Source organism: Mycolicibacterium vinylchloridicum, from assembly GCF_013404075.1.
Classification (GTDB): Bacteria; Actinomycetota; Actinomycetes; order Mycobacteriales; family Mycobacteriaceae; genus Mycobacterium; species Mycobacterium vinylchloridicum.
The window spans coordinates 35283-61484 of sequence record NZ_JACBJQ010000032.1 but is presented as its reverse complement, the minus strand read 5'-3'; the positions used below and the strand labels follow the sequence as shown (position 1 = coordinate 61484).

At 66.5% G+C, this 26202-nt stretch carries 31 protein-coding genes; 8 read left to right on the top strand and 23 right to left on the bottom strand.

Annotation, left to right across the window (positions count from 1 at the left end; all coding sequences use genetic code 11):
- The 9 genes from HPC46_RS23470 to HPC46_RS23430 form a co-directional block, all read right to left on the bottom strand.
- On the bottom strand, window positions 1–222 hold a 222-nt coding region (locus HPC46_RS23470), incomplete at its 3' end, for a hypothetical protein (RefSeq protein ID WP_179474399.1).
- A gap of 133 nt (window positions 223–355) precedes the next feature.
- On the bottom strand, window positions 356–901 hold the full coding sequence (locus HPC46_RS23465) for a hypothetical protein (protein ID WP_179474397.1): 546 nt from the start codon (window positions 899–901) through the stop codon (window positions 356–358).
- Window positions 886–1194: a glutaredoxin family protein gene (locus tag HPC46_RS23460; RefSeq protein WP_325096743.1), complete on the bottom strand. Its 309-nt coding sequence runs from the start codon at window positions 1192–1194 to the stop codon at window positions 886–888. Before HPC46_RS23460 ends, HPC46_RS23465 begins: the two co-directional genes overlap by 16 nt.
- Window positions 1191–1742: a hypothetical protein gene (locus tag HPC46_RS23455; protein ID WP_179474395.1), complete on the bottom strand. Its 552-nt coding sequence runs from the start codon at window positions 1740–1742 to the stop codon at window positions 1191–1193. Before HPC46_RS23455 ends, HPC46_RS23460 begins: the two co-directional genes overlap by 4 nt.
- A gap of 152 nt (window positions 1743–1894) precedes the next feature.
- On the bottom strand, window positions 1895–2188 hold the full coding sequence (locus tag HPC46_RS23450; RefSeq protein WP_179474393.1) for a hypothetical protein: 294 nt from the start codon (window positions 2186–2188) through the stop codon (window positions 1895–1897).
- 197 nt (window positions 2189–2385) lie between these two features.
- Entirely contained in the window at window positions 2386–2892 is a 507-nt protein-coding gene (locus HPC46_RS23445) for a hypothetical protein (RefSeq protein WP_179474391.1), read from the bottom strand.
- A gap of 53 nt (window positions 2893–2945) precedes the next feature.
- Entirely contained in the window at window positions 2946–3389 is a 444-nt protein-coding gene (locus HPC46_RS23440) for a hypothetical protein (protein ID WP_179474389.1), read from the bottom strand.
- A gap of 22 nt (window positions 3390–3411) precedes the next feature.
- Window positions 3412–3807: a L5-gp82 domain-containing phage-derived protein gene (locus HPC46_RS23435; protein WP_179474387.1), complete on the bottom strand. Its 396-nt coding sequence runs from the start codon at window positions 3805–3807 to the stop codon at window positions 3412–3414.
- Window positions 3808–3832: 25 nt separating this feature from the next.
- Window positions 3833–4705: a phosphoadenosine phosphosulfate reductase domain-containing protein gene (locus HPC46_RS23430; RefSeq protein WP_179474385.1), complete on the bottom strand. Its 873-nt coding sequence runs from the start codon at window positions 4703–4705 to the stop codon at window positions 3833–3835.
- Window positions 4706–5236: 531 nt separating this feature from the next.
- Here HPC46_RS23430 and HPC46_RS23425 point away from each other — a divergent pair.
- Window positions 5237–6151, top strand: coding sequence for an MPT63 family protein (locus HPC46_RS23425; RefSeq protein WP_179474383.1), 915 nt, complete (start codon window positions 5237–5239; stop codon window positions 6149–6151).
- A 58-nt stretch (window positions 6152–6209) separates the two neighbouring features.
- Here HPC46_RS23425 and HPC46_RS23420 read toward each other — a convergent pair whose 3' ends face one another.
- Entirely contained in the window at window positions 6210–6710 is a 501-nt protein-coding gene (locus tag HPC46_RS23420) for a hypothetical protein (RefSeq protein ID WP_179474381.1), read from the bottom strand.
- Window positions 6711–6805: 95 nt separating this feature from the next.
- On the opposite strand from HPC46_RS23420, the gene HPC46_RS23415 reads away from it, so the two are divergent.
- Complete coding sequence (locus tag HPC46_RS23415) at window positions 6806–7996, top strand: hypothetical protein (RefSeq protein ID WP_233716597.1); 1191 nt, start codon at window positions 6806–6808, stop codon at window positions 7994–7996.
- Between the two features lie 270 nt (window positions 7997–8266).
- Here HPC46_RS23415 and HPC46_RS23410 read toward each other — a convergent pair whose 3' ends face one another.
- Together HPC46_RS23410 and HPC46_RS23405 are read right to left on the bottom strand one after the other, a co-directional pair.
- Entirely contained in the window at window positions 8267–8689 is a 423-nt protein-coding gene (locus HPC46_RS23410) for a hypothetical protein (protein WP_179474379.1), read from the bottom strand.
- Between the two features lie 164 nt (window positions 8690–8853).
- The gene (locus HPC46_RS23405; protein WP_179474377.1) at window positions 8854–9120 is read right to left on the bottom strand and encodes a helix-turn-helix domain-containing protein; all 267 of its coding nucleotides are present in this window, start codon (window positions 9118–9120) and stop codon (window positions 8854–8856) included.
- Window positions 9121–9216: 96 nt separating this feature from the next.
- On the opposite strand from HPC46_RS23405, the gene HPC46_RS23400 reads away from it, so the two are divergent.
- Window positions 9217–9504, top strand: coding sequence for a hypothetical protein (locus HPC46_RS23400; RefSeq protein ID WP_233716596.1), 288 nt, complete (start codon window positions 9217–9219; stop codon window positions 9502–9504).
- Between the two features lie 14 nt (window positions 9505–9518).
- Here the strand turns inward: HPC46_RS23400 and HPC46_RS23395 are convergent, their stop codons facing one another.
- The 3 genes from HPC46_RS23395 to HPC46_RS23385 all read right to left on the bottom strand — a co-directional run bounded on the left by HPC46_RS23395 (window position 9519) and on the right by HPC46_RS23385 (window position 11253).
- On the bottom strand, window positions 9519–10280 hold the full coding sequence (locus HPC46_RS23395) for a Fic/DOC family protein (protein ID WP_179474373.1): 762 nt from the start codon (window positions 10278–10280) through the stop codon (window positions 9519–9521).
- Window positions 10281–10284: 4 nt separating this feature from the next.
- Window positions 10285–10476 carry an antitoxin VbhA family protein gene (locus HPC46_RS23390; protein ID WP_233716595.1) on the bottom strand — a complete coding sequence of 64 codons (192 nt, stop codon included), beginning with the start codon at window positions 10474–10476 and terminating at the stop codon, window positions 10285–10287.
- A gap of 144 nt (window positions 10477–10620) precedes the next feature.
- On the bottom strand, window positions 10621–11253 hold the full coding sequence (locus HPC46_RS23385) for a thermonuclease family protein (protein WP_179474369.1): 633 nt from the start codon (window positions 11251–11253) through the stop codon (window positions 10621–10623).
- Window positions 11254–11334: 81 nt separating this feature from the next.
- On the opposite strand from HPC46_RS23385, the gene HPC46_RS23380 reads away from it, so the two are divergent.
- Window positions 11335–11790 carry a hypothetical protein gene (locus HPC46_RS23380; RefSeq protein WP_179474367.1) on the top strand — a complete coding sequence of 152 codons (456 nt, stop codon included), beginning with the start codon at window positions 11335–11337 and terminating at the stop codon, window positions 11788–11790.
- 44 nt (window positions 11791–11834) lie between these two features.
- Here HPC46_RS23380 and HPC46_RS23375 read toward each other — a convergent pair whose 3' ends face one another.
- From HPC46_RS23375 to HPC46_RS23360, 4 genes are all read right to left on the bottom strand, one after another.
- Window positions 11835–12443: a protein kinase gene (locus HPC46_RS23375; protein ID WP_233716594.1), complete on the bottom strand. Its 609-nt coding sequence runs from the start codon at window positions 12441–12443 to the stop codon at window positions 11835–11837.
- 155 nt (window positions 12444–12598) lie between these two features.
- The gene (locus tag HPC46_RS23370) at window positions 12599–14413 is read right to left on the bottom strand and encodes a hypothetical protein (RefSeq protein WP_179474365.1); all 1815 of its coding nucleotides are present in this window, start codon (window positions 14411–14413) and stop codon (window positions 12599–12601) included.
- Between the two features lie 96 nt (window positions 14414–14509).
- Complete coding sequence (locus tag HPC46_RS23365; RefSeq protein WP_179474363.1) at window positions 14510–14884, bottom strand: hypothetical protein; 375 nt, start codon at window positions 14882–14884, stop codon at window positions 14510–14512.
- Window positions 14885–14937: 53 nt separating this feature from the next.
- Window positions 14938–16125 (bottom strand): helix-turn-helix domain-containing protein, encoded by a 1188-nt coding sequence (locus tag HPC46_RS23360; RefSeq protein ID WP_179474361.1) that lies wholly within the window; start codon window positions 16123–16125, stop codon window positions 14938–14940.
- Between the two features lie 148 nt (window positions 16126–16273).
- Here HPC46_RS23360 and HPC46_RS23355 point away from each other — a divergent pair, with 148 nt between their 5' ends.
- From HPC46_RS23355 to HPC46_RS23340, 4 genes are all read left to right on the top strand, one after another.
- Window positions 16274–16609 (top strand): AbrB/MazE/SpoVT family DNA-binding domain-containing protein, encoded by a 336-nt coding sequence (locus tag HPC46_RS23355; RefSeq protein ID WP_179474360.1) that lies wholly within the window; start codon window positions 16274–16276, stop codon window positions 16607–16609.
- Complete coding sequence (locus tag HPC46_RS23350) at window positions 16606–16917, top strand: hypothetical protein (RefSeq protein ID WP_073682041.1); 312 nt, start codon at window positions 16606–16608, stop codon at window positions 16915–16917. Before HPC46_RS23355 ends, HPC46_RS23350 begins: the two co-directional genes overlap by 4 nt.
- A gap of 109 nt (window positions 16918–17026) precedes the next feature.
- Window positions 17027–17731: a hypothetical protein gene (locus tag HPC46_RS23345; protein WP_233716593.1), complete on the top strand. Its 705-nt coding sequence runs from the start codon at window positions 17027–17029 to the stop codon at window positions 17729–17731.
- A gap of 173 nt (window positions 17732–17904) precedes the next feature.
- A complete protein-coding gene (locus tag HPC46_RS23340; protein ID WP_179474356.1) occupies window positions 17905–18489 on the top strand; it encodes a hypothetical protein in 585 nt (194 codons plus the stop codon).
- Between the two features lie 244 nt (window positions 18490–18733).
- Here the strand turns inward: HPC46_RS23340 and HPC46_RS23335 are convergent, their stop codons facing one another.
- The 4 genes from HPC46_RS23335 to HPC46_RS23320 all read right to left on the bottom strand — a co-directional run bounded on the left by HPC46_RS23335 (window position 18734) and on the right by HPC46_RS23320 (window position 26199).
- Window positions 18734–19213 (bottom strand): hypothetical protein, encoded by a 480-nt coding sequence (locus HPC46_RS23335; RefSeq protein ID WP_179474354.1) that lies wholly within the window; start codon window positions 19211–19213, stop codon window positions 18734–18736.
- A gap of 100 nt (window positions 19214–19313) precedes the next feature.
- The gene (locus HPC46_RS23330) at window positions 19314–19712 is read right to left on the bottom strand and encodes a hypothetical protein (protein ID WP_179474352.1); all 399 of its coding nucleotides are present in this window, start codon (window positions 19710–19712) and stop codon (window positions 19314–19316) included.
- Entirely contained in the window at window positions 19709–20452 is a 744-nt protein-coding gene (locus HPC46_RS23325; RefSeq protein ID WP_179474350.1) for a hypothetical protein, read from the bottom strand. The genes HPC46_RS23330 and HPC46_RS23325 overlap by 4 nt, the downstream gene beginning before the upstream one ends.
- A complete protein-coding gene (locus HPC46_RS23320; protein ID WP_179474348.1) occupies window positions 20449–26199 on the bottom strand; it encodes a helicase-like domain-containing protein in 5751 nt (1916 codons plus the stop codon). The genes HPC46_RS23325 and HPC46_RS23320 overlap by 4 nt, the downstream gene beginning before the upstream one ends.
- Window positions 26200–26202: the final 3 nt, after the last annotated feature.

The window sequence follows — 26202 nt, the reverse complement described above, 5'->3', positions numbered from 1 at the left end:
GATGACGGGGGCTCCGGGGCGGCGGCGGGGAAGGGAGTACCGGCGGGCGTAGTTCCAGCGGGCGGCGATCTGTTCGGCCGGGGTCATGGCGTCCCATGCGGCCTGCGCTTCGGCGTCGGCGATGGCGGCTTCGCAGTGGTCGCACAGGACGCCGAGGATGTGGAGGGTGTAGGTGATTCCGCCGTGACCTTCGCGGATCGAGTGGCAGGTGCAGGTGCTCATCGTGGGGCCGTCCTCCCTGTGGTGGATGCCTATAGCCTACCATTGATGGGTGGCTATAGGCAACCACCAATAGCGGCATCACCCTTGTGGCGCAGTGCGTGTCGGGTGGCCGCGACGGCTGTAAGTCAGGAGTTCAGCGGAGGGTGGCGAACAGGTCGAGCTGCACGCCGGCGGCGGGGTGGAGGGCTTGGCGCAGCAGCGTTTCCGACCAGGTGCGCAGTTCGGTCGTGCGGTGGCGGTGTTCGGCGTCCTCGTCGTCGCTGGGGTGATGGCGAGTGCACGGGCCACTGTGGGCGTTGGGGGCGGTGTGCGCATAGGGGCAGTAGCACCATTCGCGAGTGCGCTCGCGCTCGGCGCGGTGGGCGTCGAGGCATCGGCGAATTTCGGCGTGCAGCTCGGCGGGTAGGCGCCGGCCGAGATTGCGGACCTGGGCGGCGGTGACGTTGACGCGAACCTTGTCGCGGCCGGGGCTGACGAATCTGTCTCCGAGGGTCCAGTAGCTGATCATCCAGTCCGGGGCACCGTCGGGGGCGGTGGGCCGCCCCGAGGCTCCTCCTGCCCGGGCGAGCAGAGCCCGCATCGCGTGGTCGTCGATGATGGCCTCCAGCAGCATGGTTCCGTTGGACCGTGCGACGAAGGCGATCAGGTGGCGTTGTTCCTCGCTCAGAGTCGCGGGCATGACATCGCCTCGGCCTTCTGGCGAATCACTGCGTCCACGCGGTCGGGCCGATGCCCGGCCCAGGACTGCCCGTCGGCGATGACCACGGGCACGCTACGGAAGCCGAGGTCTTCCAACAGTTGCGCGGCTGCGGTGTCGACGGAGACATCGACGGTCTGAATACGCACGTCGGCCTTGTCGAACTGGCGGGCGGTGGCGCGGCACTGCACACATCCGGGCTTGGTGTAGAGGGTGATGTTCATTGCGGTTTCTCCGTCCTGCTCGTTGGGGTGCGTTGCTGCGATGGCGTTCACGGCTGCGACCCCCGATCGATGTCGCCTTCGGTGAAGGTGAAGGCGTTGCCCTGGCTGTCGCGCATCGCATACCAGTAGCTGGCCTTGGACCAGGCCGTCGTCCAGTCGCTGCGCTCCCACCGCAGGACGTTCCACAGGTCGCGGTCGGCGCCACCGGGGTGGAACGCCGCTCCGGACTCGGCCCGGTAGAAGTGGTTGAGCACGGCAATGAGCGCTTCAACGGAGTCGGCCTCGGCGGCGATGGCGTCCAGGGCCGCGTGGTAGAGCGTCCAGTAGTCGCCCTCCAGCAGCGTCGCCTCACACTCACCGCAGGTCTGGTTGAGGGCTTCGGCGGCCGGAATCGGTGTCGGGAAGGCGTCACTGGTGGCCGTGGTGCGGTCGATGCCGCGGTCCTGGGCAACGACATCGAGGACGTGTTCGGTGTCGTCGTACTCGGCACCTTCGGTGATCGGCAGGATCGCCGCCTGGGCACATGTCGGGCACAGCAGGTGCTCGCGGTAGCGGTAGGCCGGCACGGTGCGAAGGGTGACCGGTTGCGGTTCAGGCATCGGGGGCTCCTCTCGAGGGTGGATGGCTATAGCCTACCATTAACGGGGGGCTATAGCCACCCATAGCGGCGGGAGTCGCCTGTGTATCAGCGGTTTCGGTTTCGCCCCGGGAATGACACGGACGTGCGGGGAGCTGCGTGTGACGTTCGCACTCAGAAACGCTTCGCCAGGCGTGTCGTGGAGTCAGCCGTGCTCCCGAATGGGTTCGTGGTCAATCTGGCCACCGTTGCTCTCAATGCTTCGATTTCGGCGATCAGCTCGGGAACGAGGCTGCGCGACTCAATGACGAACGTCGCGTTCTCCTCGGCTTTGTAGTGGCTTTCGATGCGGAATCCCGGACAGAAGTCGCCCAGCCAGATGATTGGGTATCGTTCGTCGATCTCCCACGGTCCGTAGGTCACTCCGTCCAGGGCGGCTTTGGCGCGGGCCACGATGTCGTCGGGCATCTCTGCTCCTTGCTCCTTGTGCTTGTGATGGGGGTTGGGTGGCTGGTCGGTGGTGGCTGGTAGACGTTGTCGCCCTGGACCTGGGTGCAGCACGGCCCTTTTCCCGTCGGACGTGGCTGGACTGTCGTGGTGGTTTACGTCGGGGTGCTAGGCCGGCGTATACCTGCCGCAGTCCAGCCCGGTGCGCTCGGCGGGGGTTAGGCGTATAGGTGGTCGCGGCGGTCGGCGCAATCTCCGCAGTAGCCGTCGAAACCTTCGCCGTCGTCCAGCGGGTTGGTGCAGCCCTCGGTGGCGCAGTGATCGCAGTGGGGGCATAGCCGGTTGGGCCCGCGCAGGGGCAGGTCGCACACGTCGCAGAACTCGGCGTCGGGCCAGGCGCGGTGGCAGGCGGCGGGGGCCTCGGGGTGGTCGAGGTCGATGAGCACGGTGGCGATGGTGCGCAGTTCCTCGGGGGTGAGGGCGCGGCAACGTGGGTCGGTGCTGGTGCCCAGATACCAGGCGGTGCGGTCAGCCCAGATCCGCGCGTCGGGGCCGGCGCTGCGGTTGTGCTCGGCGTCAGCGCGGGTGCGGTGGGTGCTGACGATGTCCTCGGCGGTGTTGACGATCGCCCAACGTCGGGTGTCGAGCTTGCGGACGGTCCAATCTTGCGGCGGGTTGCTGAAGTGGTGGCGCACGCTGTCGGCGAAGCGATCGGTGGTGGGCATGGTGGATTCCTTTCTCCGGGCCGGGGTTTGGGGTGCGTTGGGTGCAGGGGTGATCAGGTGCGGCGGATGTGCCATCCCCACGCGGTGGGCACCACTTGACTGCAGGGGTAGGTGATGGGCAGCAGGTTGGTGTACTGCCATTGCACGAGGACGCCGCGGTCGCTGACGGCCTCGACGGAGCCGCAGACGCGGCCGACGCCGGGTTGGATGGCTGAGATGGTGTGGCCTGGGCTGGGCAGTGTCGGGCCGGTGTAGGCGAGGTCGGCGGGGTCTTCGCCGGTCAGGGCGCAGCGGGCGGCGATGTCGGGGACGAAGCGGGCAACCAGCTCGTCGGCGAGGTCGATGACGGCCTGCTGGCTGATGGCGCGGCTGGGGTCGTCGGGCCCGGCGGCGGCCTCGGCTTCGTAGAGGTCGTCGCGGGCGACGAAGTAGGCGTTGAGCAGCTCGCGCAGGGCGTCGTCGGGGATGGCGGGCAGGACTGGTGCGGGGGTGGTCATGGTGGTCTCCTTCCGAAGGGACTCAGGCCGCGTTGACGTAGGCGTGGTCGGTGAACAGCACCGCCGGGGCGGTGTGCACGGCGTGACCGGTGCTGGGCAGGTAGAACTCGGGCCGTTCGTGCGGGCGGTATACGACACGGGCGGGGTGGTCGATGGTGACCTCGCTCAGGCGGCCGGCGATCCAGGCGTGCACCTCGCGGGGTGCGCCCTGGGCGATGCGCTGCTGCGCGGTGAGGCCGACGTGCATGGCGCAGTCGAGCAGGCCGACGGATGCGGCGTGGGCGACGACTTTGCCCTTGTGGGGACCGTCGAGAGCTTTGATCGACCAGGCGGCCTTGTGGAGGTTCTTGTACACCGCTACGCGGCGGGCGGCGTGGAAATCTCGGCCCTGCACGGGGTGAATGATGTTGGCGGTCATGGTCGCTCCTGTCTGGCGTGGGTGGTCATGCCCCGATGGGGTGCAGGTCCGCGAGTGCGATGAAGGCGCCTTGCTCACCGGCTTGGGATTCGGCGATGATGTCGGCCATCGATAGGTCGGCGCGAAATCGGTGACCGGTCTCGACTTCGACCTCGGCGTAGCGGCGGGCCAGCTCGGGGTTCAGGCGAGCCGAGCACACCAGGTCGGCGCGGGACGCTAGGACGCAGAACCTGCACGACAGGCGTGACATGCCTTCGATGTAGGCCCGGTGGGGGCGGGTGCCGGCGGCGCGGATGCGCTCCCAGACCTGTTTGGTGGACCAGTGGTGGATGGGGTACCAGTCATCGACGCGGCGACGTCCGTTGGAGGCGGCCGTGTTGGGGGAGTAGGCCAGTCGGCGGGCGCGGGCGCTGCTCTCCTCGGCGCGAAGGCCCATGACGTTGAGCAGGTGCACGGGGCGGCCGGCGACCTGGCCGCTGTCGCGCAGCTCGGCGACCAGCTTGGTCATCACCTTGCGGATCGGACCGCGCTTGAAATCCGATGTGCACCAACGCTGGGAGGCACTGGGCCAAAGTCGGCGTTGCTGAACGTGATCCAGGATCGTGTAGAGGGCTCCGTTGCGTTCGCGGCGGGCCAGTTCGAATCGCAGGCCGTAGTGGGTGGCGTGCTCGGCGGCGAGTTCGGGCACGCCATCCCATTCGGCCTCGCCCAGATCGGCATGCACCACCACGACGCGGTGAACCACTCCGGCCCGGCGGGCGGCGGCAGCCACCACGTCGAGGCTGGCTTGGGAGTCCTTTCCGGCGCTGGAGTTGACCAGAATGACGTCGTAGCAACGCAGGTCAGGCACGTCACCGCCGGTGACGGTTCCCTGCGGGCGTTCAGAGGTGGCGGTCATGGCGGGCTCCGCGGCCTTTCTGTATGGGTGCCTTTAGCCTACCACTAACGGATGGCTTTAGCCACCCGTTTATGCTCTGAAAGCCATACGCGGCAGTGTATTTCGTGCTAGCGGCTCAGCAGCCTTGGTCGGCAGATCGGGGCGTAGGGCGACGTTCGCCTTGTCCTGGCTGTCGTTGATCCGGTTGAGGCGGCGTCGGCGGCCGACGACGGGGCTGCGGGCGACGCGGCCGCGGCTGCGCCTGGGTGCAAGCCGGCCCACCGGGATGCGAGCCAGGACCCGGCATTCGACCTGGCCTGGTCGCCCATCTAGGGGTGCCGCCAGAGGCCGTGTTGCAGGCGATGTTGCAGCGGATGTCAGAGGGGATGTTGCACACGAGGTGGCGGGCGGCCCGCCGAAGGGGTGCCCGGCCCCCGCCTCCTCGGTAACCAGCGTGTTTGGCCTCAGCGGCTGATAGCTTGCAAAGAGGACGACAGTTTTCTGTCGGGAACCTGGACGACGGAAGACGACAGCGACAGGAGACTCAAATCCGTGAAGACCTCAACCGTCTCCACCGCGATCGCCTCGACAGCACTAGCTGCGGCGCTGGGGCTCTCGGGCGCGCCAGCGGTGCTGGCCGAGCCCACCACGACGACCCTCGGCAGCCAGGCCGAGCTGGTCAATGGCGACGTGGTGCAGGGCTGGACCGTCAAAGACCTCAAGCCCAGCAGCGATGTGATCCCGCATCGGGTCTATGGGGTGCTGTGGGAGGCGACGGCCACCGACACCGCCCTCGCGGGGTCGGTAATCCCGATCGTGTCGAACTTCAATGCCCGCGCCCGCAACGGCGAGACCTACCGCGTCCTGTTCGGTGCGGCCACACCCCAGGGCGTCAACCCTGCCACGATCGCTCAGGGCCAGCAGACGACCGGCAAGCTCTACTTCGACGTGACCGGGGCCGAGCCCGATAGCGTCGTCTACAACGCCGGCGGCACCGATCTGGCGGTGTGGGTTACACCGGCGCCAGCACCGCGCGACGGTGGGGCCAGTACCGGAGCAAGTCGCACACCCGGCACCAGCTCCTCGGGCAGCGGCTCGGCGGCCGCGGCTGCGGTCCCCACTGAGCAGGAACCAGGCCTGGTGCCTGCCACACCAGCCGCCAGCGGCGCCGAGGGTGTCCCCGAGGGAAGCTCCGGGGCCCCGCTGCCCGGAAGTTCGGGCACCCCGTTGCCCACGGGCAGCACGGGCACCCCGGCGGGTGCTCCAGCGCCGGAGGCTGCCACCGCTGAGGCCCCCGGCAGCTCGGGTACGCCCGTCGAGGGGCAGCCCCACGGTCCAGCCCCGGCCAGCCCTGCGCCCCCAGCGCCGCCAGCACAGGGCCAGCCCGCCGCGGCGATACCGTCAGAAGCACCACCGGCCTCGGCGGCGCCGGCCACCACAGCGGTTGTCCCGCCGCCTGGTGCGTGACGGACGAAGACCGCAGATCAGCCAGCTCGCAACTGTTGAGCCAGCGAGTGGCGAGGAGTCAGTGCCGACCGTAGTCACCGGCCGTGGCGTTGAGGGCCACTAGCCCGGCCTCGGTAGGCCAGTAGTCGGCGGTGTTCGGAGTCGCGGCCTGGGGCGCGGTGGCGACGTCGTGGATGCGGGTGTCGTTGAGGTTGACTCGGATCGGGGCCGCATCGGGCGCGGTGTCGATCTGCACGACGGGCACGCCGTCGTCGGCAACGTACTCGCTGATGCGGGCGGGCTGTGGCAGGCCCCGGAATCGGGCCAGCGCGGCGGTGGTGGCGGCTAGGCCTTCCTGCAGCGTGTGCAGGTCGGCGTCGAGGGTCAGGATGCTGTGGGTTAGCAGTCTGTGATCCATGACGCCGAGGTGATCGTGCAGTCGTTCGGCCAGGATCAGCGTGGCCCGGGCGTCGACGAGCTGAGCGACGGCGGTGACGATGGCGTCACGGGCCCGGTCGAAGGTGTAGTTGCGGCGCAGGGCGCTGAGGTCGGCGGCGTGGGCGTCGGTGTGATCGGTCACCGGAGTTCTCCAATCTGTCTCGGACGGGCGGGTGCCTTTAGCCTACCATTTGTGGTAGGCTATAGCCATCCATCCCTCGAGTTTGCGGAGGACCGATGTTCAACACGGGCGCAATGGAATTGGAGATCCCGGGGATCGCCGATGGTGCTCGGCGTCCGTCCGTCGTGGTGTCCTACGGCCTCGGATTGGACAGCACCTGTCTGTTGTTGCGGTGGTTGACCGAGCCGCAGGCCCGGGATTTCGACCTGGCCGACATGGTGGTGGTGACGGCGATGACCGGTGATGAATTCGCCTCCACGGCACGGGATGTGGAGAAGCATGTGCTTCCGCTGTTTCGGGCCAACGGGGTGCGCTACATCCAATGTGCGCGGTCGGAGCGGACCACAACGAGCAGTGGGGACGGTGTGGTGATCCTGGATGATTCCACCTGTCCGCAGCAGCTCCACATAGACGGGAACTACCGGCTGTCGACCGAAATGATCACTGCTGGAACGGTTCCGCAGCTCGGCGGTGCCCGCAAGTGCTCGGTCCACGCGAAGGGTTGGGCACTCGATCCGGTGATCACCATGGTTACCGGGGGTCAGCCCTACCGGCACGTCATCGGTTTCGAGGCCGGCGAACAGCGACGGGCGGATAAGGACCGGCTGTACAACAACTCGCGCCGCACAGGATGGTATCCCCTGATCGAGTGGGGGATGGATCGACAGGCCTGCGCTGAGTATGTGCAGTCCAAACTCGGCACGTCCTGGTCCAAGAGCTGCTGCACGTTCTGCGTCTATGCCATGTCGACGGCGGCAGGCCGGGCCAACATGGTGCAGCGCTACCGCCGGGAGCCGATGGCCGGCGCGAAGGCGATGTTCATGGAGGCGGTGTCGCGGCGACTCAACGAACGCCAGACCCTGATCGCGGGAAGCAGTGTGGCCCAGATGATCTCCGAGGCCGGACTGGCCGAGGTCGAGGTGGCGTTCCACCGGCTGTGGGATGAGACCGACTTCGCCGTCTACGAGGTTCGCCGGGTCACCCCGTCGGGCCGTGAGGGCCGCAAGGGCGTCACGGCGCGGTCGGTGCGCCGCCTGGCGTGCGGGTCACGGGCCGACATGGATGCCCACCTGGCCGAGCTGCCCGGCCGCCGCGACATCGGCGGTGACCGCATCGTTCGGCACCGCCTTGCCGCGGCGGCGAACTGCGAGCACTTCTTCGTCGTGGCTCCGGCGGTGGTGGACGACAAGCAGCGCCCCTCGTTCGAGACCTTGTGGGCGCAGGCCAACAGCGACTTTCTGTTCTGAGCCTGACCCACGCGTCGAGCGGGAGCGGGCTGCCCATGCGGGTACCGATCCGTCGGCGCTTCTCCTTGTCCAGGCCACGTCTGGCCTCGGGGCACGGCACGCAGCCCACCGTGTGGCGCGGCGGCGACCGCGCGGCCCTGTGTGCAGACCGCCCCTCACACCACCGGGATTGCGGCAGGCGCTGGCCTTTCCGAGTGGAGGGGCGCGTTGGGCGGGGCGTGAGGGTTTGAGGTCGCGGCGCGGGCCTGTGAGTGGGAACCGCCGGGTGGATTATCCGGTGCGCAGAATGTCGGTGACGCGCCACTGCACCGCGGCCCAGTCCTCTGCGGGGAGGGCGTCGACCTCGGGTGACCAACCGGTGTCTGCGTCGATTTGATAGCGCAGTTCGCTGAAGCAGACGACCTGTCGGATCGTGCCCTGGCTGGCCAGGTTGTCGATCTGTTCAACCACCTCTCGTGCAAGACGGTCGATTACCAGCCAGTATTCCGCCGGGCGGCCGGTCTCGCGGAGCAGGTCGATGTGGCGCACCACGTGGTGCCCGACGAAGGTCTTGCCGTTGGTGTAGCGGACCCGGGCCAGCGGCTGCCGGTCGGACGGCGAGACTGCCGAGTACGGCTTGACCGCCGCGACGTACACCTCATCGCTGGCGGGCGCCTGCCGGGAGTCGGGTGGGTTGTAGTCGAACGGGTTCACGGCACCAGCACCCCTTCCATCCGTTGGACGCTGCGCACTGAGGTGTGCAACACCTGGTGCCGACGGGTCGGTGTGCTGCGGTCCATGGTTGATCCTTACCAGCAGGGGCCGACATCTCCGGATGGGAGCGTCGGTGTCGGGGTGTTCATCGCCGCAGATGTGGGTCAGACGCCGTGGGCGAGCTTTTCGATGCTGGTGTCGAGGGCGTCGGCAATCTTGGCGAGGAAGACGAGAGTGGCCGCGCGGTTGCCCTGCTCGACGTGACGCAGGAACACTCGGTCGATACCGGCTTTTTCTGCCAATGCCCGCTGCGACATGCCCAGCTTTTCGCGTCGGGCGATGACGTTGGCGCCCACGATCGGAAGGACGCGCTCAGCCACCGAGGTGTCAGGGTCGGGGCGGGACTTGGCGCCGGTCGCGGTGGCGGGCATCGATGCTGGTTCCTCTCGGGTCGTTGGGTAGACCTGCTGTGCTGAGCCTACCCCAGAGCGGGTGGCTAAAACCACCCGATTGCGAGAATGACTGACATGAGCAAGGGCAGTCGCGGCGGGGACGGAACCGGTGACGAGGTGGTCGTTGTCGGTGGTGTTCCGTTGCGCCGCAACCGTGATGGGAGCTGGTCGGAGCCGCCGTATCCGGCGGTGTGCGCTAATGGTCACGAGCTGGGTCCGTACCGCGTCACGATCGGGGTAAGCCACTGTCTGTGCGGGATTCTGCACCGCACCGCGCAGTGCAACGAGTGCGGGGCGACCTACTTCCTGCCTCCTCCGGGCGACCGCTGTGAGTCCACGGCGCTGGACGGGCGCCACGGGTAGGGGAGGGCCGGCGGTCAGAGGTGCAGCCCTCCGGGGCCGGCGGGGCGCTCGGAAGCCTCGCGTAGCGATTGTGCCCACTGCTGTTCTCGCTCACTGAGCTGTTCGGACTCGCGCTTGTGCACCGTGTCGAGCAGCAGTGCGATCAACCGCCCGTACCCTCGGGTAGCGTGTCCGTGAAAGCGGGCGCCGATGAACTCCTCTCGGCGATTGAACAGCTCTTGGCCGTCCAGCTCGTAGCCGTATTTGCGGCAGACCTGGTGGAACAGAATCGTCTGGCTTCGGGTGTTGCCTTCACGGAATGGGTGGATGTTGTCCAGCCCGCCCCAGTAGGTGGCCATGAGTGGAATGAACTGGTGCGGAGCCTGTTTTCGCGGGTCACTTAGTTCGAAGTCGAGCATGGTGAATTGGGAGGCCGCGCGGTTGGCGACCTCCGGGCCTGGGTGATAGCGGTACTTGACCCACGGTGCGGTGCGATCGTCGGGGGCGAAGTTGACGACATCGCGCCACTGTTTGGTCATGGCGAACTTCGGCACTGTGCGGGGTGTGCCCGCCCAGTCGTAGACGTCACCGAAGATCTTGCGATGTATGCCGCAGTAGTAGTTGAGGTCGATCACGTCGGGCTGGTTGTCCTCGGTGATGATCTCGGCCATGCGCACCAAGCTGATCCGCGTTTCCGCCTCGCGCAGTTGCCAACTGTCTTTGATGTTGAGGCGATTTTTCAGAACCCCTGGCGCATCGGGCCAGAAGTAATCCTCCCACTGGTCGTAGGACGCCAACGTGCTATTCGCCGGGCTGACCGAACTCCGCGATGACCTCGGCGACGGCCTGGTCGTAGGTCAGTTCGCCGCGGCCGATTCGGTCGAGGAGGTCCATCGCGCCGGGCGAGACGTCGTGGCCGGCCAGGCCGCTTGCGGCCACGGCGATGGTCACGGCCTCGTCGTGGGTGGGCGGGCGCTTGGGCGCGGTGGTCATGGTGCTCATTGTAGGTGCTCCCCTTTGATTCGTGCCGCACCAGAGAGTCAGCATTGCCGCTGGTGAAGGCGGGTGTTCAACCGTTTCCAGGATACCACATGCGGGTGGCGATGGCCTCCCATTATGCGGGGTTGTCGGTGTGGTTCAGCGCTGTGCTGCACAGGCTTTCGGGTTCCACAGTCCACGTTCACGCTCGGCAGCGGAGGCTTCGGCATCCTGGAACCGGCGCTGGTAGCGGTAGGGCGTGGAGTAGGTGTACTCGTTGGCGTATCCCCCGGCGATGAGGTCGAGGTTGATGAGGCGGCCGTCGAGGGTCCAGACATAGGCCAGGCGGCGGCCGTAGCGGTCTACGCTGTCCTGGCTGGGATCGTCCTCTAGGTACACCAACTGTCCGGTGAGGGCGTTCTTGGTGAAGTCGGAAGCCTCCTGGGCGAAGCACTCCACCGGAGAGCGGGGGTCGAGCAGTTCAGGGGTGTCGATGCCGATCAACCGGACCTTGGTGTCACCGTTGTCGGTTTTGACCGACAAGGTGTCGCCGTCGACCACACGAGACACCGGTACGGGCCCGGTGAGGGTGTCTGCGGGCGGTTGGGCGGGGTAGTCGGGGCCGTCGGTTGGCGGCTGCCCGGCGACGGAGGGTACCTGGCATGCCGCCAGGAAGATGGTGCCGGCGGCTCCGGCGAGGATATGCAGGTGACGGGGCGGGTTGCGTGCAGTAGTCCGCGGTGCGGCGCTGTCCGAAGGGCCACCACGTGATGGTCGTTCCTGCCTGTCCATGCGGGTCAGAATAGTGCATCGTTAGTCATTTGGGGAACGGTTCGTAAACACGTCTGTGCGGGTTGGTGTTAGCGTCTTCGTGTGGCCCGTCTCGTATTGCACAGTGTGCGGGGATTCCCGGTGACGGACTTTGCCGCGCACCTGCCCCTGAAGCTGCGGGTGAGCGGACGTCTGCGTTCGACGGTGCCGGGCCGGTACTGGTTCTGCGAGATTCAGCCAGCCGTGGTGTGTGCGTTGGGTGAGGGCGTCGAGCGCGATCACATCCATCCTGACCTGCTCAGCGAGGACCGAGGTTCAGTCACGGTCTCGGCGGTGGTGCTCACCCCGGCCGCGGGCAATCGGGTTCTGCAGTCCGGGATTGTGGACTTTCCAGTGCATGTGGCAGCGGTGCTGGACCCCGCTATGGAGGTGTCGGGGGTGATGGACCCCGACAGGGTCGGGTATCTGGGGTGCGCACTCGTTGACGACGCTGACGTGGCCGCAAGCAGCCAGGCTGTGCTGGAGCAGCAGGTTCGGGCACTGCCCACCCGGTGGTGATCCCCCGGACTGCCTTGCAGCGCGTTTAGAGGCGACGACCGGGGTCAGGAGTGCTTCGACCACCAGTCGTAGAGCTGGGGGAGCGTGGGGCCGCCCTGAGTGGATTCAATGCTGGCAAGCAGTCGCTCGCTGTCGACGGTCCAGCCGATCCGGGGATGTCCCTGGGGGCTAGTGCCACACACCAGGGTGCCGACGGGCACGTCGAGTGCTGCGTTGCGGCGCCACGGCCCCGGCGAGAGGTAGTTTCCCGGGCAGACGAGAACTGTTGTGCCACTGATGAATTGGTCGAGTGCGGCAGCCAGGGCATCGGCGTCCTGGTAGAGGGTGTATCGCGAGGAGGTGTTCGGGGCGTCGATGTTGGGGCCGCACTCAGCGGCGCTGCGATTGTCAGCGGGAACCGGCTTGCACGACCCCGGCGGATAACCGGTTGGCAGAAGTGACGCAAGCCGGGGATCGAGCCGAGGAGGGGACGCGACAGTCGCGGAGGGGGAGGCCTGGTCGTCTAAGTTTCCGGGCTGGTCGGTGGTGCCGGGCTCGGGCCAGAAGACCACGGCGGCCGCGGTGACGGCAGCAACGGCACCGACGGCGAGCAGCCAACGGCGGCGGTGTCCTGACTGGTTCGCGGACTGGGGTGGTGGTACGACGTCGATCACAGGGGGCGAGGAAGGGCCTTGGGGTCGCAGCGTTTCCGTTGAAGTTCGCGGCGGATCGTAGGGCGCGGGCTGTTCCCCGGGCGCCCAAGTGAAGAACTGACTGAGGACTGGCAGCGGTGCGGTGTTGGGGTCCTCGCCCCGCGTTGGCGCTTCTTTCACGCGACGTGCCCATCGCTCGTGCGCTGCGTGCGCCAGTTGGCGTCGAGCACGGCAGCCAGCTCCTCATCTCCACGGCCGCGAAGTACGGCGCCGACGTCTTCTTGTCGACAGTCCAAGGCCGCCGCGAGCGCTGCGGCGGGCTTTCGAACCGCGTGGCCGAGCAGTGTGTGCAACCGAGCCTTTCCGGCCTCGCCGGCGCCTACGCGGACCACCTCCAGTGACCTATCGGCCACCATGAACACCAACACCAGCGTGTCACCGGGGGCTGCGTTGACCGCGACGGCGTGGGCGCGCAACGAACCGATCCCGACACCGCTTGTCGACGTCAGCTTCCAAGACAGCGTGACCGACCCGTGTGGACTGGTGAATGTTCGCTGTCGGCCCGGGCGGACGCCAGCAGCGTCGGCCACCGACGGGTGGACCGTCTGGCCCGAGCCGCGCAGCACCTCCGAGGTGACGGGTAGCGCGACACGAATCTCGTTAGCCCCGTTACGGAAAACGCCACGGACCGTGTTCAGCGGCGGCAGCGCCGGCCAGCCATCAGCCTTGGTCCGGCGCCGTACAACGCCCTTTTCCACGACGAACTCCAGAGTGCTGAGATAGGCCCGGATCGACGCCTCGCTGATATCCGGATACCGTTCCCGAAGCTCGTCGATCACCGTGGTGACCCTGGCTTTGCCGCCGCCGGCGTCGATGCGTTCGCCGATCGCATGCGCGGCGTTGACGTACTCGGCAACGTCCCACTCCCGCAGCCCCCATGTGCTGCGGCTGGTGCGAACGAATCGGTCGTGCTTGGACAGAACCGCTTTGACACGCTGCAGGCTGGTGCCTGCCGCCGCGCCGGTTCCGATGGTGGCGAGGATGGCTTCGGCGGTCGCCGGGGCTCCGAGGACGTGCAGCGCCGCTTCTGTCATGTTGGCGGCGGTATCACCTGACCAGTGCACCCAAACATCGCCGAAACGACGCAGACTCATCTGGCTTTCGAGAAAGGTCAGGGCAACCCCGGTCGGCATTCCCAGGCTCGTCAGCGCGCGCAGCAGCGTGTCGGAGGTGGGGGCGGGCTGGGCATCGAAGACCGCCTCGACGGCGGCGATCACCTGCGCGCGTCCTCCACCCGGCGGCGTCGAGGTGTCCTCCATCCAACCGTCACGGCGGGCATACGGGCCGGCGACATGAAGCAGGACCTCAGCAGTCTTGCTCGCGGGTTCTACGCCCAGTCGGCGTAAGTCGAGGTGGACCGCTTCCACGGGAAGATACGGGCCCAGGCGTTGCCGCACTTGATCGGCATGCTCGCCGACCTCCTGGTGTGCCGGATCGGCGAGCAGCTCGGCGAACCGCGCTCGCGCCCGGCGCAGGTTGCGGCCCACCGAGACAGCGTGCACACCCAGGCGCTGGGCCACCACGTGTTGAGGAACCGGGTCCAGCGCCCACACCTGGGCCGACAGGATTTCACGGTCGAAACCGTCGAGCTGCCCGAGCAGGCTGGCCACCGCGGCATCGGCTCCGACCCGGCCGGCGGCGATCGTGTCTTGCCGAATTTGCACGGCTCGTTGCGCGGCCTCGATCAATGCACGAACTGCCGCCGCCCCCAACTTGGGGCGCAACAGCAGCGCCTGGGGAGTTTGGTCCGCCACATCGGCCCAGCGAGGGAACTCCTTGGCGTAGGCGCTCAGTCGCCGGGGTAACCGCGCGTACGGAATGGTGAACGAGCAGATGCTGTCGAAGCCGGGAACGAGGTCGCGCAGGCGCGTGTGCAGGGTCGTCTCGCAGCGCCACCATTCCGGATCGAGAAGCTCATCGAGTGGTGGCATTTTGCTCAGCACCCGCGTCGACATCGGGACCGAACCGGCACTTGCGGAGTACTCCAGGCGCGAAAGCGTGCCAACTGGAATCCGAGCATCCAGTTCTCATTCGAAGTCACTTGCCGTCAATTCGCGGGGGATTGCCCACAAGACGTCGGGTTCCTGTCTGAACCGCGCGCCCAGGATCAGCGGCCACTGCCACGGTAGGCACGGGTAGAAAATCGGAATTCCTGACGCGGCGGTTTGCTCGCGGTGCAGACGCGGCTCAGCGATTGCCACTGCGGGGGTCAGGCCCGGTGTGAAGCGAATGTCGGTGCGTAGAAGCTCAAACAAGATCCCGGGTGTGTCTTCAGCCTGGTCCTTCTTCGTGACGACAGTGGCTCCTCGTGCAACCCAATCGTCCCAACGTTCGTTGAGCGTCTTAACGGTCTCGTCCGGGAAGTAGAACGCCAAATTCGGTGTGGAAATTACGCCAGTCATAAACGGTTACAGCCTCCGTAGTTGTTGTGTTGCAATTGGCCAGGTCGACGGCTTCACTCGCCGGAATGATCCGTTTCCTCGCGGCGCAGCGCCGCTTCGGCGCGTTCGAGCAGCGTCCCGGGGAGATTGTCGGGGGTGGGTGTAGTGGAGACGGCGGCAGCGACGGCGTTGTCGATGGCGTTTGCCGTCCAGCCCAGCGTGGGCGAATCAAGGGCCTGATCCCACGGCGTGTCGAGGTCGACAGTCACCGACACTGGAACCGGCAGCTTGAGGGCCGCTAGCTCGGTACGAACCGCGGCTGCGGCCCGCTCGCCGTAGTCGGCGAGTTCGGCACGGCGCTGTGCTTCCACCCGTTCACGAAGGGCATCCAGGGCCGCCAGCGCGTCTTCTTCGGCTTGTTCTTCGGGGGTTAGCGGGATGGGATTCTCGCGCTCGGCGGCCTGCCATGCCCTGATCTCTTCATCCGTTGGCAACGGCGGGGGAGGTCCTGGGATGACCTCAATGCCCTCGTCGATGGCCCACTGCAGCGTCTGCGGGTCCTGATCGTAGGTGTAGATGACGCCAGGCCGCACGGCGGTCTCCCGGCGTTGTATCTCGGCTTCGGCGTTGTCGAGTTCGTTGAACCAGTCCGAGGCGTCATTGTCGAACAACAGCCGCTCGGGGTGAAGCACGACGGTCACCGGTTCGGTGCGGTGGCGCCACAGATCCCACTCGTCGTGCCCGACAGCGGCGCGCAGTGCGTCGCCAACCACCGCGGCTTCCCAGGAGCCGGGACGGCCGGCCAGGATCGCGTCGATGCCCCCGGCGTTGGCGGCCGCCCCGGCCAGTGCATCGGTGACGAATGCCGCCCAGTCGATCGCCAGCGCAGCTCGGGGGTCGGGGTCGGGCTCCCACTGGCCCGAACTCGTTTGGCGCATCGGTTGATTCGTGAGCCGACTCGCTTCAGTGAGCACATTGATGGCGTCACGCAGCACCTCATCGTAGGGCCGTGGAGCGTCAGTGTCGGCGTCCAGATAGCCGGTGTCGTACAGGGCTGCCGATAGGACCTCGCGGTATGGGCGGCCGATCACACGCGCCGTAGCAGCCAGATTCACGCGGTCCGGGAGCCGTCGGACACCGTTGATCCGCCATTTGCGCAGGTTCTCGCGCGTGACGCCGATGCGGCGGGCCAGCTCGGACTCGCTCACCCCGTGAGCGTTGCGGTACCTGTCGATCAGCTCGACCAGGCGAGGGGTTGCCATGCCGCCAAGTATTCTGCGAAACTATGGCTAAGTCAAGTGTCAGTATGCGCTACCGCCAACTATGAGTTGACATAACGGATGTTATCGGTAATACCGTTTTGCGGCATTACCGCTTTACAACATTACAGCATTATGGGATGATTGAGGTATGGCTTTCCATGGTTTCGTGGCGGTCCAGGGCCGCGGTGTCGTTGCTCTGCCCGCCGAGGTTCGGCGCCGACTGCACCTCGATGAATCGGGGGCTCAAGTCGAGATCACCGAGCGCGAGGACGGGGTGCTTGAGCTTCGGGCGGTGCTACCGATCCCGGCTGATCAACGGTGGTTTTGGCAGGATCGCTGGCAGCAGCGGGAGAAGGAAGTCGACGAGCACGTAGCGGCCGGGCGGGTCACCGTTCACGACGACGGCGACGCCTTGCTGGACCATCTCGATCAGCTTGACGCCCAGGCCGACGAAGCGCGGGCCAAGACCGAGCCCGAGTCGTGAAGTTCGAGACCACACCGGCGTTCGATGCGGACTACCGCAAGCTCAAGGCTGAGCACCGAACGGCCTTCCGCGACGTGGTGAAGACGAAGTTCGTCCCAGCCTGCGATGCCTACGCCGCCGATCCGGGGACCCCATGGCCGCGGTCGCTGCGCGTCAAGGCCGTGCACGGCGCGCCCGGCATCTTGGAGATGACGTGGTCGTTCGCCAGTCCCGACGGGCGAGCCACCTTCGAATTGGTAACCGTCAACGCCGAACTGCGCTGTCGGTGGCGCCGCGTCGGAGACCACGATGTCTTCAAATCCCCCTAGGCCGAGGTCGGCCTTCCCCTTCGACCACACCCCTGCCCACGCACTAATACGTCACGGTGACGAATCACCCCCGTGCAGACTGTCAGCCCGAAGGAGCAGAATGCCCACCATGACCTCCACCCTGGATGCACAGGCACGCGCTGCTGACATCGACAGCCGCCCTTGGTACGTCGTGGCCTACCACGATCGCGACGTCGTCAACGTTCAGGAGTTCAGCACCTTGCGACCGGGACGGCGCTTGACGTCTCGCCACTGGAACGGGTTTCGGCTCTTCGACGACCCGGCGTACCTGGCGTACGCCGGAGGCCCTTATGCCCACCGCTGCATGCCGTGGGAGGTGTGGCAGGTCATACCCACCCGACCGTTGCGCTACGAACCCACATCGGTTCCGGGTTTCACCACCCGCCAACTTCGGGCTCGCCGCATCGAAGTGGTGCAACGCATGACCCCAGGCTTCGAGTACGGACCCCACGGTCGCACAGTCCGTGCACTCGTCGAAAAGCTCGCCCAGGTCCCACCCGATCCTCCCGATCCGGCCCGGCGCGATCTCGACTACGAAATCGCTCTGACCTTCCTCGAAGAGCAGCGGGGTCCCGGAGGGTGGCTCCACGATTGCCGGGTGTCGCTGGCCACTGCATACCTGGACTGCCTCACATCGGGCTCATCTACCGGGCCGAGCGGCCGCTGGAAACACCGTCTGCCAACCAGCTTGCCGGTCCACACCCTCTTGGACGCGGCCATTTCCGGACTGCCGATCCCGCACGTCGTCGCTGAGCGGTGGAACCTCACCGAGGATTCAAGTGCCAGAATCTGACCTCTCACAACATCATTGGTGAGACGTCCGCTGCCTCTTACTGAAGGTCCCGATGCCGCCGTGAAGAACGCGGCGCAGGGGCGTGACGGCCAGGCCCTCGGACGGTGTTTCGGACCGAGACCAGAGTCGTAGGTGTCAGTGCCTCGGCGTACGGTCAGACGATGCCTCCCGAGTTGACCGCGGCCATGGAGGCGACGGCCGCGGCGGTCTTTAATGCGGCCACGACAACCCTGCTGCCGCAAGGGTTATCGCCGTCGCCACAGGTATTCGTCTTCGATCGGTTGGGTGGCGACAGGCTGGTTGGGCAGGTGACCTGTCGGCCGTACCGGCGTGGCCAGGACGCCGCGGTCGCTATCGCCGAGTTGGGGCGGATCGCCGCCGGCGTAGTTGGCACCGACCTGTTGGTGTTTTGGGAAGAGTTCAACCTGAGGACCTCGCTCTACGGGTCGTCTGAACAACACCCGAAGGCGCTGGTGATCCTGCAAGCAACCCTGCAGTCGCATTTTCTGACGTGGTTTCCGTTCGAAAGCGACGTGCTGAGCTGGCGGGCCAACGGCTTGCCCGACGATGTGCGGATCAGACGCGGTGCACCGACCGACACCGTCGAAGGAGCTCAGCTCTCAGAGCCGATTTACCGATTACTCGGTTTGTGGCGAGCTGGGATCGTGGCGTATGACTTCGACGAATGCCGGCGCATCGTCACCTCAGCTGTAAAAGACGGTTACGACGTCTCTTTCGTGACACAGTCCCACGATTAGCCCTGTGGGCCTGAACCGGTCAGGATTCGAAGTCGGCGGCCCCGGCTGGGCGGCAGTTCAAGTAGTTGCCGTCCTGGACCACAATCCCGTAGCTGTCCAGAGGCTGAGGTCGGGGCCGGCGTCTCGCTCGCGGCCGTGGTTTCGGTTGTGGTGGTTGCGGGCCTGGATCCAGCGGCCGGCCGCCGGTGCGGTCGTCGAGTTCGGCGAGCATACGGCAACGTCGGCTTGGCAGTGGGGAGTCGTTTCAGATCGTCAGTGGTCGGCGGTCAGGCTGAGGTTTCTTGCGCCGGCGCCGCTGGGCATGAGCGTCGGCGGCGTAGCGCCATTCAAGCCGTATTGGTCCGCGCCAGCCGTTCGCGTGCAACGCGATAGCGTGGATTTGGTCGTTCGTTAGCCCGGCGAGGCCGCCGTCTGCGTCATGGGAGAGGATCATGACTCGGCCACGCAGGAGCGGAACGGTGCTTGGCCGCAGTTTCGCCGTATACATGAACAGCTCGGTTGCGGGCCGATTGACAGCGCGCGGGTCTTGCCCGGGCCAGCGGCTGAACCAGAAGTCAAGACGCCCGAACGGGCCTGCTGTTGCGAAGGTCTCGACAAACCTGTCCGGGGGGTAATGGGCGCGCAGGTACATGGCCAGCTCGTCATGGTCGGAGACGTCCATCACGTCAAGCGACGACGGATGCAGATAGTGGTTCGCGTCGTGGATAAAGATCCCTTGCGGCATCTCTTAATCGTAATCAGCTTGCCCGACAGTTCCCGGCTCCATCAACACCGTTCCTCGCTGCACATTTGCCGCTGCGGGACTTCGCCCATCGAAGTGGCCACTACGGCTGGTCTTCGCGGTGGAGCAGCAGATAATGCGCTCCAATTTGCTGTGTGTGGAACAGGGAGATGTTGGCGGGGAGGGTGTCGAGGCGGTCGGCGGTTTCGGTCCAGGTGGCTTGACAGGCGGGGCAGTCGGCGTGAGCGAGGTGGGCCAGGCTGATCAGCCAGGTTTCGGCGGTGCCGGTGGTGAGCGTGTTGAATGTGCCTACCAGCAGGGGCATTTGGGTGCTGGTGTAGGGGTGTCGGTACAGCCGTGGTGGATGGTGGGGCTGGAACTCGGCGGCGGGTGATCCGGGGATGTAGAGGGCTGATCCGTTGGTGAGGTGCCGCAGCCGGGATCGGGTGTAGCTGCTGAGGTCGTCGGGGCTGAGGCAGTGCAGTGTGATGGGGGTGGTCATCGGCTCAGTCCGGGTTCGTCGGCGCTGCGGGTGTTGCGGTGTGGTCTGCGCTGTTGTTGGTCGATCCACCATTGGCGCTGCTGCTCGGTGAGCCCATCGATGAGCTGATGGTCCGGGTCTTGGGTGTGGTCGGGGTTGTCGCGCTGGCGGTCCTGTTGGGTGGGTGGGATGAGGGCGGCCAGGTGGGGGTGTTCGCGCCAGGCGTCGCCGTAGATGGCGTGACCGGCCCAGAGGCTGATCGCGGGTACGGCGGGCCCGGTGAGTTGCAGGGGCGGGGTGTGGTCTTCGTCGAACGACATCACCAGGGTGCGGGCGTGTGGTTGGGGGTAGAACTCGGCGAGGTCTTGGTACCAGAACGACACGTAGCCGCCGTCGGGGCGGCTGCACATGAGCCGCAGGTTGGTGGTGAGCACCGCGGCTGGGCGGTGGTTGCGCCAACTGGGCTGGGCATCCTGCTCGGCGCGGCGTCGTCGGCCGCGGTTGACCGCTCCTTGGGTGGCCATCGCTCCGGCCATGAGCAGCGGGTTGACGAAGAATGGGGCGCCGGCGCGGTCGAAGTGCCCGTCGCCGCCCACCAGGCGGCTGTAGTGGGCGGGGGCGCTGAGCCTGGTCACCTCGTTGGGCTGCAGCAGTGGGCCGTGGGTGGCCACCACGGGTGGTTCCACTCCCCTGCTCAGCGCGGCCGCGCAGCCTTGGGTGTAGCTCCACCATGGGTCGTCTGTGCGTTCCTGGCTGTTCACAGTGCCAGCCCTTCGTCGGTGTCGCGGTGGGCCTCCTGACCCGGTTCCTGTTGGGAGGCAAGGTATTCGGCGGCGCGGGCACGCTCGGCCATTCTTTGGGCGAAGCGGTACTGCTCGGCGGTGTCGAAACCGGATTCCTCGAGGAGGAACGGGGTCGGGTTGAGGTGCAGGGACCATCCGGGTTCGCGGCCGGCGGCGCGCATGCGGTGCGCCGCCTCGGCGGCTTTGGCTTTGGCTGCCTCGGATTCGGCTTCCAGCCGCAGCATCGTGGTCAAGGTGGCGTGTTCTTCCCGGAGCGCGGCCAGTTCGTCGCCGCGGTCGAACACCTCGACCTCGGTGGCTTGGAGGTCTTCGATGCCGCCGGCGATCTGGTCATGGTGGCGCTGCAGCCGCTGGTGATGGTTGGGCAGGTCCTTGTAGAGGTTCTCGATGCGGGTGAGCAGGCCTCGGGCTTTGGCGCTGCCGTTGTCATCGAGACTGCCCAGGGTTGCGTGCAGGTCCATCACCGTGACATCGACTTCGGCTGACGGCACGTCGGCTTTGATCCATAGTTTCGAGTTCATGTGGTCGCGGCGGGCGAGAAGCCCGACACCGTTGATCGAGACGTTCAGGGGGCGGTTCTCGTAACCGGGGGCGTTCTTCATGGCGTGGTAGGTATTGCGGCAGACGGTGGCCAAAGCTTCGGCGGCGTCCTTGCGCTCCTTGTGTCGGCGGCCTTCGACCAGGATGGTCGGGCGGGCCTCGGGGTCGCGGGTGGTGACGTCTTCGGCCACGGGCGCCAGGGCCTGCAGATCGGCGGCGACGATGGCGAGTTGGCGTTGGTTGGCGGCGATTTCGCGGTCGCGGCTGGCCAGCGTCTCGTGGTGGGAGCGTTCCAGTGCAGCGAGGTGGTCGATCTCGTCCTGCAGTTGCACCTGCCGCACGTAGCGCGGGTCGCCGGTGGCGATGGCCTTGGTTTCGGCGGCGCTGGCGCTGAGGTCTCCCCCACCGACGTCCTCGACTTCATCGACGGCGATGTCGGCGCGTTTGACCTGTTCGATGAACAGGGATTTGGCCTCGATCTTCTGCCACATCACCGTGTCGTAGCTGCCCTCGACCACGTAGTTGAAGATGTGGACCTCGCGGTTCTGGTTGCCCTGTCGGATGATGCGGCCCTCGCGCTGCTCCAGATCGGCTGGGCGCCAGGGCACATCGACGTGATGCAGGGCGACGGCGCGGGCCTGCACGTTTGTCCCGGTGCCCATCTTCTCTGTGGATCCGAGGAGCACCGACACCATCCCGCGGTTGCATTCATCGAACAGTCGCAGCTTGTCCTCGGGTTTTTCGGCGTCGTGGATGAACCGGATTTTCTCGGCCGGAATGCCGCGGTCGATCAACTCATCGCGGATGGCGGTGTACATCCCGAAGCTGTTGTTGGGTTTGCCGGCCTTCTTGGTGGGTGTCCCCCGGTCGCAGAACACGATCTGCAGGCCGCCGGGATTGGGCATGTCGTGGCCGTGCTGGGGGTCTTTGTAGATGCGGTCGGCGGTGGCGTTGTGCACCGCCATGATCTGGTCGGCCACGGCAGCGGTGCGTGAGTACGCCGGGGCGGGCAGGTGCACCATTCGGGGGTCCAGGCTAGCCTCACGACCGTCGTTGCTGATCTTGAGGATGTTGTCGCGGGCCATGTTCTTCGGGTCGATGGCGGTGGCCCGATAGCCCAGATCGGTGATGAAGTCCTTGAGTTCTTGATCGGCCGGGATGTTGACGATGGTGCGTTTGCCGCCGACCAGCTCCGGCAGCTCGATGTTGGCCTGGTCGAGCACCTGGTCGCGGGTGATGACGTCGCTGAACACCGACGACAGCTTCAGCAGCTCCTGCAGGTTGCAGAACTTGCCGACGCGGGTGACCGGCCTGAGCTGGGTGCCGGTGGCGTTGACTTCGACGGTGTTGACGGTGGAGGTGAACGCTGCTCCCCAGTCGTTGAGGTGGAACACTCCGGCGTCTTCGAGCAGGTCGGGACGCAGATAGCGCTGCATGACATACATTTCGCCGAGACTGTTGGCGACCGGGGTGCCGGTGGCGAAGGTGGCGACCCGCTCGTCGGCCGCGGTGGGCTGGCGGCCGGCGGCCAGGGCCTCCTCGCGGCGGCGCTGGCGCAACATGTCCATCTTCATCGCGAGGTCGTCGGCACGCTCAGACCCGTTGGGGCAGGCCAATTCTTTGACTGCCGACAGCCTCGTCCGGTTTTTGAACATGTGGGCTTCGTCAACGAAAAGGTAGTCCGCGCCTGTCTGCTCGAAACGCAGCCCGGTGTCCTTGCTGGCTTGATCGGTGAGGTCGTTGAGTTTGGTTTCGTAGCGCTGCAGGGCCTTTTCGAGTCGCTTGACGCTGGTCGGGGTGGTGTCCTCGGTGGTGGCGCTGAGTGCCTCTCGCAGGATTTCCAGCTCGCGTTCGATGTAGTCCCGTTGTACCTCGGGCCCGACCGGGATCGCCTCAAACAGTGACTGCGGCACGATCACCATGTCCCAGTCCGAGGTGGCGGACTGGGCGACGAAGCGCCGGCGCCCTTCGGGGTTGGTTCCCGGTGCGCCGAGCAGGATTTCGGCGCTGGGGTACCACCATTTGGCCTCCTTGCCGACCTGCTCGATGATGTGGTTGGGCACCACGATCCAGGGTTGGCGTGCCAGCCCGAGTCGGCGCAGTTCCATGGCGGCCATGAACATGGTGCCGGATTTGCCCGCGCCGACCACGTGGTCGAGCAGCACGTTGGGTTCGGCGATGATCCGGGCCACTGCATCCCGTTGGTAGGGGTGCGGTTCGATGCGTTGCGACAGTCCGGGCAGGGTGAGTGCGGCACCGGAGTAGCGGGGTGCCCGCAGGGAGTTGAACCGTTCGTTGTAGACGGTGACCAGTTCGTCGCGGCGGGTCTCGTCGGCGAAGATCCACTTCTGAAAGGCCTCGGTGATTTTGGCAGCTTTGGCCTGGGCGGCGACGGTGGCGTCGCGGTTGACGCCGGTTCGGCCGGTGCGCTCGGTCTCTTCGGCGGTGTATTTGACGACGATTTCTTTGTTGTTGCACACCATTTCGAGCAGATCGATGGCGTCGCGGTTGTCGTAGCGGGTGCCCCAGGTTTCGAAGAAGCTGGCATGCGCCCGGTCGTGGTTGGGGCATTCGATGGTCCACACACCCTGGATGTGGTCGACCTTGACGCGGGGAATCTTGTGTTCGGAGGGCGCGAAGGTCTCGCGGGCGAACTGGGCGATGTAGCGGGCGTCGATCCAGGGTGATCCGGGGCGGGCGCTGATCTGGCTGGCTTGGCGGTCGATGGGCTGCACCTTTTGCAGCGCGTCGATGTATTCGTGGTAGCGGGGATCGTTTTCGGCGGCCTTTTTGGCCTGCCGCAATTGGCGGCGCACGTTGCCCGACAGGGCTGTGGTGGCAGGGATCAGCACTTCGGGGTCGCGCAGCGAAGGAAATACCAGGCCGCGCAGGTGTTCTCGCGCGGCGTCTTTGTCGGTGCCCAGCAGGGTGGCGATGTGGTCGAGGTCGACGCCGCCGTGCTGGTCGAGGCTGATGGCCAGGGCTTCCTCGGCGGTTTCGGCGCGGTCGCGGACGGTGGGTGGCCCCAACAGGTCGACGCTGAAGATCGGTGCCTTGCGGACCTCTTTGGTCTGCTCGTCGTAGGACTCCAGCGCCAGCACCGTGGTCCAGGACGGGTCGTTGCGCAGGGCGGTGACGATGTGCGGGCGCAGCTTGTAGGGGCTGGGGGTCTCCCAGGCCTCCTGGTCCCACTGCTCGATGAGTTCCTCGGGGACTTGGGTGGCGTCGGGGTTCTTCTTTCGCCAAGACTCGATCTTTTTGGCGAGTTTTTCGTCGTGTTTGTCTTGGGTGATTTCGGCGGGGGTGCTCCACTTGAACCGCTGGATGGGTCCGTGCCGTTTGACGTAGGCGTCGTAGAGGCGGTTGAGCTGGCCGCGGAGCTGTTCGCGTTCTTCTGGTGGCAGCCCGTTGCGCTGTGAGGCCACTACTGCGTTGGCGGCATCCCGCAGCGCGAGCAGTTTGATGGTTTCGCCCTTGCGGCTCTGGTAGACCTTGGTTTCCACCCACTTGTCGCGGTCCCAGGATTCGAACCGGTCGGCCTCGGCGTTGTAGCGCAGCGTGCCGTAGGCGGGCAGTTGGTCGGCGGTGGCTTTGGTCAACAGGCCGGGATCGAAGCTGACCTCGCTGACGTCGGTGAGGTCAGCTGGGCTGGCGGTGAGGCCGCGATCGGTGTCCACGGCGGTGTCGATGATGCGGCGCAGGCAGCGGGCCACCTGGTCTGGGACGGCCGAGGGGTCGGTCGTGCGGACGTGCAGGGTGGTGCTGCCGTGGATGCCGTGCCCGATCATGGGGGTGCCGAGCATGTTTTCGGGATGCTCATGGAAGTAGGTGTTGACCGGCAGCGACGATAACTGTCCGTCGTCACCGACGAGGTCTGTGTCGGCCACCTGCAGCCAGCCGTCCTCCCCCTCCCCGATTTCGCGGTCGGCTTCGCGGCGGCGCAGCACGAGGATGTCGGTGACGACTTCGGTGCCGGCGACTCTGCGGAATGCGGCGGTGGGCAACCGGACGGCGCCGAGAAGATCGGCGCGGGCGAGGATTTCACGCCGGGCCTTCTCGTCGACGTTGTCCATGGTGTACCGGCTGGTGAGCACCACGACGTAGCCGCCGGGAGCAGTCAGTTCCAGCGATTTGACGATGAAGTGGTTGTGGATGGACAGCCGTTTTGGGTTGTACGAGGGATCGCGCAGCGTGAAGTCCCCGAACGGCACGTTGCCGATGACGGCGGCGAAGCTGCCGTTGGGCACGTTGGTGGTTTCGAAACCCTCGGAGCGGATTTGGGCCGACGGATACAGGTGGGCGGCCACCGCGGCGCTGATTGGGTCCTTCTCCACCCCGACCATTTGGGCGTTCTCGGGTGCCAGCCCGATGAAGGTGCCCGATCCGCAGCCGGGCTCCAGGACACGGCCACCGCTGAATCCGGCGTGCTGCAGGGCTTTCCACATGTGCTCGGCGATGGCCGGGTCGGTGTAGTGGGCGTTGAGGGTGCTGGCTGAGGCCGCCCGGTACTGCCGCTGCCCCAGCACCTCTTTGAGGTATTCGCGCTGGGACTGGTAGGTGTCCTTGCGGCTGTCGAAGACGTCGGCGATCGCACCCCAGCCCGACCAGCACGCCAGGGTCTGCTGCTCGGCGGCGGTGGCGGGTCGTCCCTCGTGCTGCAGCCGCATGAGGGTGTCGATGACAGCGATGTTGGCCAGCAGCCGGGCCTTGGTGCCCGACGGCACGCGGATGTCAGTGCCGGGCTGGAAGTCCGCCGCTGGCGGATGCGCCACCTCCTGCTGCTGTTCGGTGGCCTCGGGGGGGATCGACTGCTCCGAAGCCGCGGTGTCGGCGGCGGCCGCGGTGGCGACGGCTTCAGTAGCGCGGGGGTGCTGGTCGACGGTGGGTGCGGCGGTGTCGGGGACTGCGCTCAGGTGCGGCCGGGTCTGGGTTGCCTGGGTTGTGGTGGCGGGAGTGTCGGCCTGCAGGGGCGGCACCAGGGTCAGCGCCGGTCGTTGCGAGGTGTTGAGGGTCAGCGTGTCCGGGGCCGGCGTCGCGGTCTTCTGTGCCTGCTCCTCGGTGACGTCTTGGTCGGGGCGGCGCACCGGGGGCAGCGGGGTACCGCCGGGGTCGATGACCCGGGGATCAGTGGGCAGGTCGAAGGTGTCCTCGGCGAACAGCGCCAACTG

What these genes read in the sequence shown, in the direction of transcription:
- HPC46_RS23390 (WP_233716595.1), bottom strand. Translation starts at nt 10,476, where the DNA reads ATGACCACCGCGCCCAAGCGCCCGCCCACCCACGACGAGGCCGTGACC.
- HPC46_RS23370 (WP_179474365.1), bottom strand. Translation starts at nt 14,413, where the DNA reads ATGCCACCACTCGATGAGCTTCTCGATCCGGAATGGTGGCGCTGCGAG.
- HPC46_RS23435 (WP_179474387.1), bottom strand. Translation starts at nt 3,807, where the DNA reads ATGACCGCCAACATCATTCACCCCGTGCAGGGCCGAGATTTCCACGCC.
- HPC46_RS23440 (WP_179474389.1), bottom strand. Translation starts at nt 3,389, where the DNA reads ATGACCACCCCCGCACCAGTCCTGCCCGCCATCCCCGACGACGCCCTG.
- HPC46_RS23330 (WP_179474352.1), bottom strand. Translation starts at nt 19,712, where the DNA reads ATGACCACCCCCATCACACTGCACTGCCTCAGCCCCGACGACCTCAGC.
- HPC46_RS23345 (WP_233716593.1), top strand. Translation starts at nt 17,027, where the DNA reads ATGACCTCCACCCTGGATGCACAGGCACGCGCTGCTGACATCGACAGC.
- HPC46_RS23360 (WP_179474361.1), bottom strand. Translation starts at nt 16,125, where the DNA reads ATGGCAACCCCTCGCCTGGTCGAGCTGATCGACAGGTACCGCAACGCT.
- HPC46_RS23445 (WP_179474391.1), bottom strand. Translation starts at nt 2,892, where the DNA reads ATGCCCACCACCGATCGCTTCGCCGACAGCGTGCGCCACCACTTCAGC.
- HPC46_RS23415 (WP_233716597.1), top strand. Translation starts at nt 6,806, where the DNA reads ATGTTCAACACGGGCGCAATGGAATTGGAGATCCCGGGGATCGCCGAT.
- HPC46_RS23365 (WP_179474363.1), bottom strand. Translation starts at nt 14,884, where the DNA reads ATGACTGGCGTAATTTCCACACCGAATTTGGCGTTCTACTTCCCGGAC.
- HPC46_RS23450 (WP_179474393.1), bottom strand. Translation starts at nt 2,188, where the DNA reads ATGCCCGACGACATCGTGGCCCGCGCCAAAGCCGCCCTGGACGGAGTG.
- HPC46_RS23355 (WP_179474360.1), top strand. Translation starts at nt 16,274, where the DNA reads ATGGCTTTCCATGGTTTCGTGGCGGTCCAGGGCCGCGGTGTCGTTGCT.
- HPC46_RS23465 (WP_179474397.1), bottom strand. Translation starts at nt 901, where the DNA reads ATGCCCGCGACTCTGAGCGAGGAACAACGCCACCTGATCGCCTTCGTC.
- HPC46_RS23455 (WP_179474395.1), bottom strand. Translation starts at nt 1,742, where the DNA reads ATGCCTGAACCGCAACCGGTCACCCTTCGCACCGTGCCGGCCTACCGC.
- HPC46_RS23405 (WP_179474377.1), bottom strand. Translation starts at nt 9,120, where the DNA reads ATGCCCGCCACCGCGACCGGCGCCAAGTCCCGCCCCGACCCTGACACC.
- HPC46_RS23385 (WP_179474369.1), bottom strand. Translation starts at nt 11,253, where the DNA reads ATGGACAGGCAGGAACGACCATCACGTGGTGGCCCTTCGGACAGCGCC.
- HPC46_RS23335 (WP_179474354.1), bottom strand. Translation starts at nt 19,213, where the DNA reads ATGCCGCAAGGGATCTTTATCCACGACGCGAACCACTATCTGCATCCG.
- HPC46_RS23430 (WP_179474385.1), bottom strand. Translation starts at nt 4,705, where the DNA reads ATGACCGCCACCTCTGAACGCCCGCAGGGAACCGTCACCGGCGGTGAC.
- HPC46_RS23400 (WP_233716596.1), top strand. Translation starts at nt 9,217, where the DNA reads ATGAGCAAGGGCAGTCGCGGCGGGGACGGAACCGGTGACGAGGTGGTC.